The sequence below is a fragment of the Collinsella aerofaciens genome, from assembly GCF_015670745.1.
GTDB lineage: Bacteria > Actinomycetota > Coriobacteriia > Coriobacteriales > Coriobacteriaceae > Collinsella > Collinsella aerofaciens_T.
This window is the reverse complement of sequence record NZ_JADPCH010000011.1, coordinates 20,558-34,527: the sequence shown is the minus strand read 5'-3', so window position 1 is coordinate 34,527 and position 13,970 is coordinate 20,558. Positions and strand designations below refer to the sequence as shown.

Annotated in this window: 16 protein-coding genes and 2 tRNA genes; all 18 read left to right on the top strand. The window is 60.3% G+C overall.

The features are described 5' to 3' along the window. Positions 1 to 4: 4 nt before the first annotated feature. The 18 genes from I4W07_RS05445 (at position 5) to proC (ending at position 13,875) form a co-directional block, all read left to right on the top strand. Positions 5 to 238, top strand: a complete 234-nt coding sequence (locus I4W07_RS05445) for a hypothetical protein (protein WP_148331257.1) — start codon at positions 5 to 7, stop codon at positions 236 to 238. After that, positions 202 to 765 (top strand): hypothetical protein, encoded by a 564-nt coding sequence (locus tag I4W07_RS05440; RefSeq protein ID WP_195363287.1) that lies wholly within the window; start codon positions 202 to 204, stop codon positions 763 to 765. Before I4W07_RS05445 ends, I4W07_RS05440 begins: the two co-directional genes overlap by 37 nt. A 1-nt stretch (position 766) precedes the next feature. Continuing rightward, positions 767 to 985, top strand: a complete 219-nt coding sequence (locus I4W07_RS05435) for a hypothetical protein (RefSeq protein WP_006235089.1) — start codon at positions 767 to 769, stop codon at positions 983 to 985. After that, positions 921 to 1,457: a TadE/TadG family type IV pilus assembly protein gene (locus I4W07_RS05430; protein WP_196025861.1), complete on the top strand. Its 537-nt coding sequence runs from the start codon at positions 921 to 923 to the stop codon at positions 1,455 to 1,457. Before I4W07_RS05435 ends, I4W07_RS05430 begins: the two co-directional genes overlap by 65 nt. Further along, positions 1,429 to 3,582 carry a hypothetical protein gene (locus I4W07_RS05425; RefSeq protein ID WP_230317497.1) on the top strand — a complete coding sequence of 718 codons (2,154 nt, stop codon included), beginning with the start codon at positions 1,429 to 1,431 and terminating at the stop codon, positions 3,580 to 3,582. Before I4W07_RS05430 ends, I4W07_RS05425 begins: the two co-directional genes overlap by 29 nt. Beyond that, positions 3,582 to 4,058, top strand: coding sequence for a TadE/TadG family type IV pilus assembly protein (locus I4W07_RS05420; RefSeq protein ID WP_195919506.1), 477 nt, complete (start codon positions 3,582 to 3,584; stop codon positions 4,056 to 4,058). The genes I4W07_RS05425 and I4W07_RS05420 overlap by 1 nt, the downstream gene beginning before the upstream one ends. Next, a complete protein-coding gene (locus I4W07_RS05415) occupies positions 4,055 to 4,414 on the top strand; it encodes a DUF192 domain-containing protein (RefSeq protein ID WP_238025108.1) in 360 nt (119 codons plus the stop codon). Before I4W07_RS05420 ends, I4W07_RS05415 begins: the two co-directional genes overlap by 4 nt. Before the next feature lie 324 nt (positions 4,415 to 4,738). Continuing rightward, positions 4,739 to 5,023, top strand: a complete 285-nt coding sequence (locus tag I4W07_RS05410; RefSeq protein ID WP_035137167.1) for an ATP-binding protein — start codon at positions 4,739 to 4,741, stop codon at positions 5,021 to 5,023. Between the two features lie 123 nt (positions 5,024 to 5,146). Then, positions 5,147 to 5,219 (top strand) — tRNA-Phe (locus I4W07_RS05405). Between the two features lie 468 nt (positions 5,220 to 5,687). Next, positions 5,688 to 6,749, top strand: coding sequence for a glycoside hydrolase family 5 protein (locus I4W07_RS05400; protein ID WP_138113978.1), 1,062 nt, complete (start codon positions 5,688 to 5,690; stop codon positions 6,747 to 6,749). Positions 6,750 to 6,755: 6 nt separating this feature from the next. Continuing rightward, positions 6,756 to 7,634: a 16S rRNA (cytidine(1402)-2'-O)-methyltransferase gene (rsmI, locus tag I4W07_RS05395; RefSeq protein WP_035136820.1), complete on the top strand. Its 879-nt coding sequence runs from the start codon at positions 6,756 to 6,758 to the stop codon at positions 7,632 to 7,634. Positions 7,635 to 7,703: 69 nt separating this feature from the next. Next, positions 7,704 to 9,305 carry a methionine--tRNA ligase gene (metG, locus tag I4W07_RS05390; protein WP_055285920.1) on the top strand — a complete coding sequence of 534 codons (1,602 nt, stop codon included), beginning with the start codon at positions 7,704 to 7,706 and terminating at the stop codon, positions 9,303 to 9,305. A 107-nt stretch (positions 9,306 to 9,412) separates the two neighbouring features. Further along, the gene (rsmA, locus tag I4W07_RS05385; RefSeq protein ID WP_055285922.1) at positions 9,413 to 10,273 is read left to right on the top strand and encodes a 16S rRNA (adenine(1518)-N(6)/adenine(1519)-N(6))-dimethyltransferase RsmA; all 861 of its coding nucleotides are present in this window, start codon (positions 9,413 to 9,415) and stop codon (positions 10,271 to 10,273) included. After that, the gene (locus I4W07_RS05380; RefSeq protein WP_196025860.1) at positions 10,263 to 11,180 is read left to right on the top strand and encodes a TatD family hydrolase; all 918 of its coding nucleotides are present in this window, start codon (positions 10,263 to 10,265) and stop codon (positions 11,178 to 11,180) included. The genes rsmA and I4W07_RS05380 overlap by 11 nt, the downstream gene beginning before the upstream one ends. A 43-nt stretch (positions 11,181 to 11,223) precedes the next feature. Beyond that, positions 11,224 to 11,310, top strand: a tRNA-Leu gene (locus tag I4W07_RS05375). A gap of 305 nt (positions 11,311 to 11,615) precedes the next feature. Further along, entirely contained in the window at positions 11,616 to 12,554 is a 939-nt protein-coding gene (locus I4W07_RS05370) for an SPFH domain-containing protein (protein WP_196025859.1), read from the top strand. Between the two features lie 6 nt (positions 12,555 to 12,560). Continuing rightward, a complete protein-coding gene (gene rlmH / locus I4W07_RS05365; RefSeq protein ID WP_138113986.1) occupies positions 12,561 to 13,031 on the top strand; it encodes a 23S rRNA (pseudouridine(1915)-N(3))-methyltransferase RlmH in 471 nt (156 codons plus the stop codon). A gap of 73 nt (positions 13,032 to 13,104) precedes the next feature. Beyond that, positions 13,105 to 13,875, top strand: a complete 771-nt coding sequence (gene proC / locus I4W07_RS05360; RefSeq protein WP_196025858.1) for a pyrroline-5-carboxylate reductase — start codon at positions 13,105 to 13,107, stop codon at positions 13,873 to 13,875. The last annotated feature ends 95 nt before the right edge of the window (positions 13,876 to 13,970 follow it).

The window sequence follows — 13,970 nt, the reverse complement described above, 5'->3', positions numbered from 1 at the left end:
ATACATGAACACGATGACTGACGCTGCTGGCAAGGTCCAGGGCTGGGCGTTTTGCCGGGCGGCATATGTTCGTCAGCGCGCCAAGGAGCTACTGCAGGAGGAGAGTGCACAGGGTACCACCGAGTATGCCATCTTGGTCGGCGTGCTCGTGGTGATCGCGATTATCGCCATCGTCGCATTTAAGGGCAAGGTTAAAGAGCTATGGGATGCGATCAGCGAGGGCATCAACAGCCTGTAGAGGGCGAGCGCTCCATCGGGGTGCTGCTGGTGTTTGCTTGCCTGATCGTGGCGATGGCGGCGGTGCTTTGGGGGCTTAACGCCGCGCGGCAGCAGCGTCCTGGGGCCGCCTTCGATTCGGGCTCAGATTCGGCGGTGGCGTCTCAAAAAGATGAGATGCGAGATGCGGACGATTCGGATGTCGCTGTCACGGCGCAAACCTTTCTGCGGACGCTCGACAAGCGGTCTGGCACTACGACGGATTCGCCTGAGGACAACGCGATTGCGGTCCGGCTTGCATGGTCCGAGGACCGACCGATGACCGAGGCAGCGGCGGATATGTTACGCGCCTACCGCGAGGTGCCAACGGCCCAGCTCGCCCTGAGCGGCTATCTCGATATTAAGGGCAACGTATGGGGCGCCATCGTGCGCGATGGGCGCGGCTGGGTCGATATGGTGACGGTTGCCGCGGATGCTGGCGATGCTTCATGTCGTCTGCGCGCGGTGCGCCTGGTCCCGCAAACAATAAGCTCAAAGGAGGGATCGTGAAATGCATGGCGTTCTGCGTGAAGAGGTTGCCCAAGCGACTGTGGAATACGCCATCGTCACGGTGGCGCTGCTATCGATCGTGCTGGCGATTGCGGGACTTTGGCGTGCTGGCACCGATGGACGCTTGGCGGCGCTGGTTGAGCGGGCGGCATCCCATGGCGTTGCCTCGATGTCGGTTATCGACGCCGCCGCGGGCGCTAAGGACATCGCGTTGTATTGATATCGCGCGCGAGGACCGGGCGCAGTCTACGGTCGAGGCCGCTTTTTTGCTGCCGACGTTTTTGACGCTCATCCTTCTCGCCCTGCAACCGGTGTGCCTGCTTTATACGCGCGCGGTCATGGAGTCTGCCGCCGCCGAGACCGCGCGGCTCATGACCACGACGACGGCGGAGGATGACGATCTTAAGGAGTTCACCTGCCGCCGGCTTGCCGCAGTGCCCAACGTTTCGATCTTTCATGCCGGCGGGCCGTTGTCGTGGGATATCGAGCTTGGCCGGGCCGGTGCGGGTGGCGTCTCGGCCGTGTCCGTTTCTGGCGAGGTCAAGCCGTTGCCTGTGATCGGTGCGTTTGCGCGGGCTATGGGTGGTACCGCCGAGGGCGGCTACGTTGAGCTCAAGGTCGATGTCTCGTATCAATCGCGTCCCGAATGGCTGGAGGGAGATTATGATTCGTGGATTGCTGCATGGGATTAAGCGTTTCTGGTCTAGATGCGTTTTGACGCGCCGTCCGAGCTGCCATCGCAAGCGAGGCGGCTTTATGGGCCGCGCCGGTATCGACCTGTTTATCGAAGACGGTGCCTACACCACGCTTTCTTCTGCCGTGGTCATCCTAGTGGTGCTCACGTTGTTGTTTTCGTCGACCGCGGCGATATGGAGCATGTCGCGTGCCGGGGATACCCAGGTGGCGGCCGATAGCGGCGCGCTGGCGGGTGCCAACGTAGCGTCGTCCTATCACACGGCTGCCACGGTGGTTGATGCGAGCATCTTGAGTCTGGGGCTGGCGGGGTTTGCCACGATCGGGACGGGTCTGGTCGCCATCCTCATCCCGGGTGCCGAACCAGTTGCCGGCAATATGGTCGACACCGGGATTGAGATTATTAAAACGCGCAACAAGTTTGCCAAAAGCGCATCGGAAGGCTTACAGAAAATCGAGACGGCTCTGCCATATCTGATCGCCGCGCGTGCCACGCAGGCGGTGTCGGCGCAGGATACCGATAGTGTGACCTATACCGGTACGGCGCTTGCCGTGCCCAGGACATCCGAGTCGGACTTTGCTGCGCTCAAAGGGTCAGAGATCTCGACCGATACCATTAAAGACACATCAGATGATTTAGAGCGTGCGGCCGAGGAGCTGCGGAAGGCCTCGGAGGAGACGGCGAAGGCAAAGGAGCGCGCCTGGCTTGCGGACTGTGGCGGGTCGGATGAGAGCGCGGTTGGTAGGTACTCATGTATGTGGGAGCGCGCGGGGAGTCTGGCAAAGCTTTCGGATATTGAGAATCCACACTATGCCTCGAGTATCACATGGGAGCCGCAGGTTGCCCTCAACCGAGCGAAGGCCTATTACCATCGGCGCCTAGCGAATGAAAAGTCTCAAGGCTCGAGCACGAAGATGGAGGCCGAGTCCGTCGCGCGGAAAACGTTCTACATCTATGCAATTGAAGAACTCGAACACTCATACATTGAAGACGATGGTGAAAAAATTTCGTCTCAGATCCCATTCCTGCCGCGCACGCCGGGCGAGGTGAAGGGAACCCAGCTCTACACCGATGCCATGTGGCCTACAAGTACCAACGGCGACAAGACGTACCTGCACTATGGGACCGAATGTCCTAACTATAAGAGCGGATCGCCGGGTGGGTTGGCATCCGTTGTCGATTACGACGGACACGATGTATGCGATAAGTGCGAATTTGACGTGGTCACCCTGGGTCGCGCCCTCATGCCGCCGTCGTTCATCGAAAACGGCTTCGAATATCACTTCGACGAGTTCAAAAAGGCCTTGGAGGAATACGTCAAATGTCGGAACAAAGAGCTTGATCTCATGCGTCAGACCGAGGATGAGGCCGACCGTGCGGGCAATGCGTTTGACCAGGCCATTAAAGCGCTTTCCGGCGAGCGCCCGCGTATCGCCCCACCTGGCCGCAACGGCGTGGTCGCCTTTGCAGTTTCGGGTGACATTACCAGCCCCGATCAACTTAACTCCTCGTTTAACGCGGCAGTCAGGCTTGGCGATCGCGGTGCTATCTCTGCCGCGGTGCTGGCGCCCGATGAGGCGACGGCGCAAAACAACGTGCTTTCGCGATTTTTCTCGACATTGAAGGAACGCTCGGGCGGCGTTGCCGGCGTGCTCGACGGCGTCATGGATGTTTGGGGACGGCTACTCGTGGGATACGGTGATATCCAAGGCTCAGCCGACGAACTTATGGACGAGATGATTAAAGGCCTAGGAGGGGGCAGCGGCGCGTTGGGCTCCATCGCATCGTGGCTCGGCGATACCGTTTCGGCGTCCGTGGCGGCGCTGGGTTTGGAACCGTGCGACTTGCGCCTGCGAAAGCCGGTGCTGACCGATTCCGCCAATATCATTAAGAGTCCGGGGTCTGACATTGCGGGTCTCTCTCAAGCGCAAGACAAACTGCGAAGTATTCCGTTGGGCGTGACCGATCCCAAGGCGCTTTGCGAGGCGTTGGAATATCAAGTCGAACGCACCATTAGCGGTACGGTGTTCACACTTGCGGAGATTCCTCTGCCCGGCGGCGGCTCCATCCCGCTCACCGTCGATGTCGCCACGCTGGTTGGCGCTCTGGGCGGTGGGTCGTAATGAGTATCCGCATGCGTCTGCGTGAGGAGCGCGCCCAAGCGACGGTGGAGATGGCAGTGGTTACGCCCGTTTTGCTGGTGCTGGCACTCATCGTGTACAACGTCATGATCTTTGCCAGCGCTGTCGCGCGCTTCGACCGCGTGGTGCCCGACATCGTGCTAGCGCATGCCGTGGCGTCGGAGGGGGAGGGCGACGAAAGCTCTGCCGATGCCTCGGCGACGGTTCAGACTCAAATTCTGAATGCCATGGAAGGCTATGACTTACAGATCGAAGTGTCGAGCGAGCAAGGCGCGAAGGCATCGGATGGTGGCCTGCTCTCCCTATCCGGTACGTTTAGGACCTACACCTGCACCATGCACTATGAGCCGTGGCCGACTTCTCTCAGCATCGCTGGCGTTCCGCTGGGGGCGCCGACAACGTTGTCGCACGAGCGTGCGGTGACGGTCGATCCATGGCGTCCGGGGGTGGTCATGTGACCGCGGTCTCGTCCTACATCGTCTACGCGCGGGCACTCAATAGGCTGGGTTGGACGCCGGCCGAGTTTGTGGTGGCGGAGTCGTTTGTCGTGCGCCTGCGCGGCATGCTGGGACGGCGTCCGGTTGCCGCCAACGGCCTGCCGCTCGTCATGGCGTTTCCACGCTGCTCTTCGGTCCATACGTGTTTTATGGCCTATCCCATCGACATCGCCTTCATCGATCGCGACGGCAATATCCTCGCGCGCTACGAAAACGTCCGCCCTTGGCGCATGTGCTCCTGCCCCGGCGCCTGGGCCGTACTAGAGCGTCCTTCAATCATTGTTTCGACCCCTGCTCTCCAACGCGTGCCGGCTTAAGAATTGGCGACAGTGGACTTTCGTCATACGAAATTGGGTAAGATGGAGGAGAAGATGCATGGATGTTGAGATTCATCCCAACGCTAAAAAGCACCTGACGGAAAAGCAGGTGCTTAGCGCTTGGCTTGCGGTTACTGAGTGCATTCGTCGCGAGTCGAAGGACGAGCCGCCGAGATGGCTTGCGATTGGATGGCTCCCAGACGGACGAAGCGTGGAGCTTGTCGCGGTCGAGCTTGTCCGTGGGTGGCTTATCATTCATGCCTTGTCTCCAGTCCAGAAGAAATTTTGGCAGGAGATTGAACAGGCTCGGCAAAGGGGTCGATGATGGGCAAGACGTATACGGCCGCTAATGGTCAGGTTGTAACGGATGAAATGATTGACGCGTGGTGCGAGTCGTACGAGCGCGGAGAGTTTCCGGATGGCGAACACACCGTTGGTGGGATCGTGCATGGACGGCCCCCGCTCTCAGGTGAGGGGACGGCAACGCTGTCGGTCAAGATTCCTCTGGGAATGAAGGAGGCCATTCGTCGACGGGCGGCTGCCGAGGGGATGACGCCAAGTGAGTTTGCCCGTGCGGCTCTGAGTGAAAAACTTCTTGCTGCCGGCTGATGCCTCTGACGTGCCGATTTATAGAACCGAGGCTGTGCTCAAAAACTTTTTTAAAATTCTCGGTTGACCGGAACGCGTCCTTGGTTATACTAATCAAGCCTTGAAACAAGGCACACCTCAAATGGCTGGGTAGCTCAGTTGGTAGAGCAGAGGACTGAAAATCCTCGTGTCAGGGGTTCGATTCCCTTCCCCGCCACCTTGAATTGACTAGGACCTCTGCAAAGGGGTCCTTTTCTTTTATGCAGCCCCTACATGGAATCGAACCCCGTGAGGGCGCGGAGCTGAGGAAACGCGATAGCGTTTGCCAGCGCAGCTCGCAAGGCGCGCAAGCGCCGCAGCGGTCCGCACGCGCGGAGCGCGGGCGCGATTCCCTTCCCCGCCACCTTGAATTGACTAGGACCTCTGCAAAGGGGTCCTTTTCTTTTATTGAGGGCTCTGCGGAAATTGCGTCCCGGAATTTGGCTTCAGAGTGGGATGCGCTTTCCGGCGCTTACTTCCGACGTGCGTGCACATCTCGGGCCCGCCCGCTCAGACATTCCTCCCGCTTTTGCGCCACTTTACAGACCGTTCGGTCGTCTGTCCGCATGCGCGGGTATACTCAAAACGTTACTTTTCCTATGCAATACGATGCAGGCTCGGCCTGCACGATCCGAAGGGGGCAGTGATGGAGAGGATACTCGGCGTTAATCTCTCTGGCTGGTTTATTCCCGAGCCTTGGGTGACCCCGTCGCTATACGCGGCGACCGGTGCATCCAACGCGGCCGAGCTGCAGGAGGCCATGGGCACCGCCGCCTATAACGAGCGCATGCGCCGTCATTACGAGACGTTTGTGAGCGAGGACGATTTCCGTCGCATGGCGCAGATCGGCCTCAACGCCGTGCGCCTGCCGGTGCCTTGGTATGCCTTTGGCTCACAGGAGTCCGATGCCTCCTACATCTCGGTTGTCGATTACATCGACCGCGCGATTGAGTGGGCTGCCAAGTACAACATTCGCGTGCTGCTTGACCTGGCGACTGTGCCCGGTGGCCAGGGCGATTCCAACGATTCGCCCGCCACGCCGGAGGCTGTTGCCGAGTGGCATTCGTCCACCAACGGTCGTCATGTCGCACTCGACGTGCTCGAGCGCTTGGCCGATCGCTACGGCGAGGCCGAGAGCCTGCTGGGTATTGAGCTGCTGGATACGCCGCAGATGAGTGTCCGCAAGAGCCTCTTCACCATGACGGATGGCATTCCTGCTCACTACCTGCGCAATTTCTATCGCGATGCTTACGAGCTCGTCCGTTCGTATATGCCCGAGGATAAGATCGTCGTTTTCTCGTCGTCGGGGCATCCCAGCGAGTGGAAGCATTTTATGCGCGGCGCCAAGTACAAGAACGTCTACATGGACCTTCACCTGTACCATTACCGCGACGAGCATGCGCTCGACATCACGAGCCCCCGCGGGCTGACGACGGCGATTTCGCGTAACAAGCGCGAGCTTAAAGAAGCGATTTCAACTGGGTTCCCCGTGCTGGTGGGCGAATGGTCGGGCGCGGCGATCTTTGCCAACTCGTCGGTTACGCCCGAGGGCCGCAATGCCTACGAGCGCGTGTTTATCGCCAATCAGCTGGCTTCGTTTGCGCCGGCTGCCGGTTGGTTCTTCCAAACGTGGAAGACCGAGAAGCGCATTGCAGCATGGGACGCCCGCGCGGCGCTCGGCACGCTCGAGCGCGGCATGATTGAATAGGTTGATATGACGCAAAACAGCGCCCATACGGGCAAACTCTATGTGGTCGGCACGCCCATCGGCAACCTGGGCGACCTGTCCCCGCGCGTTGGCGAAGCCTTTGCCGCTGCCGATGTCATCTGCTGCGAAGACACGCGTGTGACGTCAAAGCTGCTGATGCACCTGGGCATTTCCAAGCCGCTTGTCCGTTGCGACGAGAATGTGATCGCCAGCCGCGCCGCCGGCCTGGTCGACCGCCTGCTGGCGGGGGAGACCCTCGCCTTTGCCTCGGACGCCGGCATGCCGAGCGTGTCCGATCCCGGCCAGGCGCTGGTCGAGGCGGCGCGTGAGGCCGATGTGCCCGTCGAAGTTATTCCCGGGCCTTCTGCTTGCGTCACGGCGCTCGTTTCGTCCGGCATTCCCTGCGAGCATTTCTTCTTCGAAGGCTTTTTGGGTCGCAAGCACGGCGACCGCGTGCGCCGACTGCAGCGTCTTGCCGTGGTGCCCGGCGCACTCATCTTCTACGAGTCTCCACATCGCATCGTGGCGACGCTCGAGGCCGTGGCGGAGGTCTTTCCCCAACGTGAGGTTGCCGTCTGCCGCGAACTCACCAAGCTGCACGAGGAGGTCTTGCGCGGGCCCGCCGCCCAGCTCGCCGAGGAGCTGCGTGCTCGCGGCGAGGTAAAGGGCGAGATTGCGCTGGTCATCGCGCCGCCGAGCGAAGATGAGGAGGCCGGTATCGTGCCGGTTGGCGCCGCGGCAGCGGATCCCGACGAGGCTCTGCGCGAGGATATCCGCGCCGCGCTCGAGGAGGGGGAGCCCGCCTCCGCGGTGGCAAAGCGCCTGTCACAGAAGTACTCGCGCCGCAAGCGCGATGTCTATGCCATGGTGCTCGATATGCAATAGATGGAGGATATCCAGCCCTTGCGCTAGAATCATCCCCTGTATGCAACGTTTTTCTGGAGGACAAACCCCATGGATCAAAGCAAGCCTTCGTTCTTTATCACGACGCCCATCTACTACGTCAACGCCGATCCGCACCTGGGCACGGCTTATTCCACCATCATCGCCGACGTTCAGGCTCGCTATCGCCGCTCCGCCGGCTATAACGTCAAGTTCCTGACCGGCATGGACGAGCACGGCGAGAAGGTCGCCGAGGCCGCGGCCAAGCACAACATGACGCCGCAGGAGTGGACCGACAGCCAGGCTCCGCACTTCAAGGAGCTTTGGAGCAAGCTCGAGATTTCCAACGACGACTTCATCCGCACCACCGAGCCGCGCCAGCATCATGCCGTGCAGTACCTGTGGGAGCGCATGAAGGAGTCCGGCTACCTGTATAAGGGCAGCTACGACGGTTGGTATTGCGTGCCTGACGAGACCTACTTCACTGATACGCAGGTCCAGAAGGGCGACGAGGAGTACGGCAGCGTCGGCCAGCACCTGTGCCCCGACTGCCACCGTCCGCTTGAGCGCGTGCAGGAGGAGTCCTACTTCTTTAAGCTTTCCGCCTTCCAGGACAAGCTGCTCAAGCTCTATGACGAGCACCCCGACTTTGTCGAGCCTGCGTTCCGCATGAACGAGGTACGTAGCTTTGTCGAGGGCGGCCTTAATGACCTTTCCGTGAGCCGTACGAGCTTTGACTGGGGCATTCAGGTCCCGTTTGACGAGGGTCACGTGACCTACGTGTGGTTCGATGCGCTGCTCAACTATATGACGGCCGTCGGCTACGGTGTCGACACCGACGAGGCGCGTGCCGAGCTGGCCTATCGCTGGCCCGCGCAGTTCCACATCGTGGGCAAGGACATCATCCGCTTCCACTGCGTCATTTGGCCCGCCATGCTCATGGCCATCGGCGAGGCCCTGCCCGAGCACGTCTTTGCCCACGGCTTCCTGACCGTGCGCAATGCCGAGACCGGCAAGGCCGAGAAGATGTCCAAGAGCCGCGGCAACGCCATCGCTCCGCAGGACGTTATCGACATGTTGGGCGTCGAGGGCTATCGCTACTACTTTATGACCGACGTCGTCCCCGGCACCGACGGTGCCATCAGCTTCGATCGCATGGAGCAGGTCTACAACGCCGACCTGGCCAACAGCTGGGGCAACCTTATCTCGCGTTCGCTCAACATGAGCGGCAAGTACTTTGATGGTTGCGCGCCCGCCAAGCCCGCATCGTTCGATGCGTTCGACAACCCGCTGGCAAAGATCGCCGATGGTCTGGTCGAGCGCTACATGGCCAAGATGGACGTGCTCGATTACGGCGGAGCCAAGGACGAGGTCATGGAGCTCATCCATGCCGCCAACCACTACATCGAGGACTCCGAGCCTTGGGCACTTGCCAAGGACGAGGCCAAGGCTGACGAGCTGGCGTTTGTGATCTACAACCTGCTCGAGGCCATCCGCATTGCCGCCCACCTGCTGATGCCGCTCATGCCTCAGACCTCTGCCGAGGCCCTGCGCCGCCTGTCCTGCGAGGACGAGGCCGCGACCGACGACCTCAAGGGCATTTGCGCTTGGGGCCTGCTTGCCGGCGGTCAGCCTGTCGAGAAGGGCGAGCCGCTGTTCCCGCGTCTGGGCTAAGACGCAGCGCGCCATATCGGCAATTTGCTGTTTAGCTGTAAGGGCATGGCCGCCACGGTCCATGCCCTTTTGTTTCAAGACGCCGCCATCATGCTAAGGAGGCAACCATGACAACTTCGCCTTTGGCAAACCCCACGGCCACCAGGGAGCTGCTGGAGGAGTTTGGCCTTGCGACCAAGCATCGCCTGGGCCAGAACTTCCTGATCGACAACCATGTAATTGAGCGCATTTGCGAGCTTGCCGAGCTTGCAGGCGATGAGCGCGTGCTCGAGGTTGGTCCGGGCGTTGGTACGCTCACGCTTGCGCTGTTGCAGGAGGCGGCGTGCGTCACGTCGATCGAGGCCGATCCCGAGCTCGAGCCGGTGCTCGATGCTCACGCCGCCGACTACGCCAACTTCCGCTTTATCATGGGCGACGCGCTTAAGGTGACGCCGGAGCAGATTGAGCAGGCCGCCGGCGGTGAGCCGACGGTATTTGTCGCGAACTTGCCCTATAACGTGGCGGCGACGATCATCCTGCAGTTCTTCCAGACGATGCCCGCGCTCAAGCGTGCCGTCGTCATGGTGCAAAAGGAGGTTGCCGATCGCATTGCCGCAGTGCCGGGCAACAAGACCTATGGCGGCTATACGGCAAAGCTCGGCCTGTATGCGCAGGTGACGGGTCGCTTTGAGGTGCCGCCGCGTTGCTTTATGCCGGCGCCGCACGTGGACTCGGCCGTCGTGCGTATCGACCGTGTTGACGGCGTGGTGCCCGAGGGGCTCGATCGCGAATTTGTGGCCCGCGTGATTGATGCTGCATTTGCTCAGCGTCGCAAGACCATCCGCAATTCCATGAGCGCCAACGGTTTTGCCAAGGACGTGCTCGATGCCGCTTTTGAGGTTTGCGGTATCGCACCCACCACGCGCGCCGAGACGCTCGATGTTGCCGACTTTGTCCGTCTGGCCCGGGAGCTAATCCATGACGCCTAATGCCGAACGCGTGACGTTTACCAAGAAAAAGAAGACGGTTGCTTGTCCCGTGCCCTTGGCGCCGCTTGCCGACACGCATGCACATCTGCTTTCGTTTTGGGGCAAGGATGTGCCCGAGACGCTCGTGCGCGCCAAAGCCGCGGGCGTCGACCTGTTGGTGACGATGTTCGACCCCATTGCCGACAAGCGCAGCGTGGCGGACTATAGCGACTGGCTGGTGCGCGAGATTCTTCCGATGCAGGATATCCCGCAGATCAAGTATCTTGCCGGCGTGCATCCGTATGGCGCGCCGGACTATACCGACGACGTTCATGCACAGGTCGTTGCGGCACTTGATGACCCCTTATGCGCCGGTATTGGCGAAATCGGCCTGGACTATCACATGGACTATGACGACGATATTGCGCCGGCGCCCCACGACGTGCAGATCGACTGCATGGCGCGCCAACTCGAGGTTGCCGTACGCCGCAATGTGCCGGTAGAGCTACATCTGCGTCATGAGGACGCGGACGAGGAGCGCACCTCGCATGTGGACGCCTACAACGTGTTGCGGGAGGTCGGCGTGCCCCAGGCCGGTTGCGTACTGCACTGCTTTGGCGAGGACCGAGCCACGATGGAGCGCTTTGTGGATTTGGGTTGTTACATCGCCTATGGCGGCGCGGCTACCTTTAAGCGCAACGACGAGGTGCGCGAGGCATTCGCGGCAACACCGCTCGACCGTATTTTGTTCGAGACGGATTGTCCCTATATGGCGCCGGAGCCCATTCGCGGTCTTGAGTGCGAGCCTGCAATGATTTCCATCACAGCAAACGCGCTGGTTAACGACCGCGTCGATCGTACCGGCGAGGACGCCGAAGCAATCGCCCGAGCCGCCTGGGAAAATGCCTGCAAACTTTTTCAAAAATAGTTCTTGCGTTCGCGGTGGCGCTCCGTTATTCTAATTCCTGCACGCGGGCGTGGCGGAATTGGCAGACGCGTACGGTTCAGGTCCGTATGGGGGCAACCCCATGAAGGTTCAAGTCCTTTCGCCCGCACCATTAAATGAAAGAGCTCCCAGCAATGGGAGCTTTTTTGTTATGGGCCCATCGCAGGGACTTGAACCTGCGAAGGAGCGAGCGTAAAGAAAACGCGAGCGTTTTTAGCGAGCTGGCGAGGACGCCGGCAGGCGGCCGAAGCCGGTGCGGATCCGCGAAGCGGATACGCGGACGTCCTTTCGCCCGCACCATTGAATGAAAGAGCTCCCAGCAATGGGAGCTTTTTTGTTATGGGCCTCTTGTTGATGTCACGTTGCTGCTTCGTGCGGGTATCCTAGTGCCAACGTGTGCCTATCAGAGGAGAGACCATGCTGTTGTCCGGTATCATCGCCGCCCTTACCAGCCTTTTGATTCCCATCATCATTCTGTTGCTACTGCTTCCCAACGCCTGCTATGTCGTTGAACAACAGCATGCCGTGATCATCGAGCGCCTGGGCAAGTTTAACCGCATCGTCAACGCGGGCTTCCACATGAAGGTGCCCGTGATTGACCGCAAGGCCGCCACGGTGAGCCTGCGCACCATGAAAAACGGTTTTGGCATCGACGTTAAGACCCAGGACAACGTGACCATCGGCCTTGAGGTCTCTGCTCAGTACCACGTGAGCTATGACATGGGCGCCGGCCCGGCAGATTCGGGTATCTACAAGAGCTACTACATGCTGCAGGAGCCCGTCGACCAGATGCGTGACTTCATCACCGACGCCCTGCGCTCTTCGATTCCCGTCTACACACTCGATGAGGTCTTTGCCAAGAAGGATGACATCGCCAAGGATGTCAACGCTACCGTTTCCGAGCAGATGGCCGCCTACGGCTTCACCCTCGTGTCAACGCTCATCACCAAAATCGCACTGCCGACCGAGGTTGAGAACTCCATGAACGACATCAACGCCGCCCAGCGCAAGCGCGCTGCGGCACAGGAGCTCGCTGAGGCAGACCGCATCAAGCGCGTCACCGAGGCGACCGCCGAGGCTGAGGCTATGGAAAAGGCGGGCGAGGGCATCGCCAACCAGCGCAAGGCGATCGCGCTGGGCATCAAGGACTCGCTCGAGATTATCCAGGAGACGGGTGTCGGCAATGACGAGGCCAACCAACTGTTCATGTTTACGCAGTGGTCCGAGATGATGACGGAGTTTGCTCGCACGGGTAAAACCTCGACGGTCGTGCTGCCGAGCGACTTCTCGCAGTCGGCCTCGATGTTCGAGCAGATGCTGGCTGCCGGTAAGGTTCAGAACGAGTCAAGGGAGTAGATACGCGTGAAATACACCGTCGTTTGTGTCGGTAAGCTCAAGGAGCGCTTTTGGAAGGATGCCTGCGCTGAGTATACCAAGCGCCTAGGTGCCTATGCCAAGGTGGATATCCGCGAGGTGGCCGATATCGATCCGGCTAAGGCGGGCGGCGTGGATGCCGCGCGCGACAAGGAGGGGGCGGCGATTCTTGCTGCCTTGCCGTCTCGAGCACATGTGATCTTGCTGGCTATCGAGGGCAAGGAGCGCTCGAGCGAGGAGCTCTCGGCGAGGCTCGACAATCTTATGCTGCGAGGCAGCAGCGACATTGCCTTTGTAATCGGCGGTTCGGACGGCGTGAGTGATGAGGTGCGCGCCCGCGCCGACGAGATGCTCAGCTTTGGACGCATTACCTTGCCGCATAACCTGGCGCGTGTGGTGCTGCTAGAGCAGATTTACCGTGCCTGCAAGATCAGCCGTGGCGAGCCGTATCACAAATAGGTCGGCAATACGAAACAATGGCGTGGGACAATACCTTTCGTTTTGAGGAATGTGTCTGAAAGGACTATGAGATATGAAGATTGGATTTGTCGGTTTTGGCAATATGGCGAGCGCCATGGCCGATGGCTGGATCGCTGCCGGTGTAGCTGCGAGCGACATGTGCGCCTGTGCGGGTCGCTACGACGCACTGGTTGAGCGCTGTGAGGCGCGTGGGATGGCCGCTTGCCACGATGCCGCCGAGGTTGTCGCCGCATCCGATATCGTGGTCGCTGCGGTCAAACCGTATATGATCGAGAAGCTATTCGCCCCGCTCAAGGATGCTCTTGCCAAAAAGGTCGTTCTGTCGGTTGCCTGGACCTGGGACAGTGCCAAGTGGGAGCAAGTCCTGCCGGGCGTCGCGCATATCTCGACGGTGCCCAACACACCGGTTTCGGTGGGCGAGGGCGTCATCGCTTGCGAGAAGGCTTCCACGCTTAGTGATGAGCAGAGCGCAGTGGTGCTTGATCTGCTTGGCAAGCTCGGTGCGGTGGTCGAGCTCGATACGAGCCTGCTGTTTGTGGGCGGCACGGTGGGTGGTTGCGCTCCGGCATTTGTCGCTATGGCAATCGAGGCCCTGGGCGATGCGGCGGTCAAGCACGGTATCCCGCGTGCCGATGCCTATCGCATTGTGAGCCAGATGGTGCTGGGTACGGCAAAGCTGCAGCTTGCAACTGGCCAACATCCTGCGGCGATGAAGGACGCCGTATGCTCGCCCGGTGGCGCCACCATCAAGGGCGTCGTTGCGCTCGAGGACGCCGGCATGCGCAGTGCCCTGGTCAAGGCAATCGACGCAACTCTTCAGTAAAACCGACCAAAAAAGGGACAGGTTTATTTTGGCAGCTTTTTCCTGCGGTTTTGTCCTTTTAGCGAAAAGCGCCCCGCAACCGGAACGTTACCGGT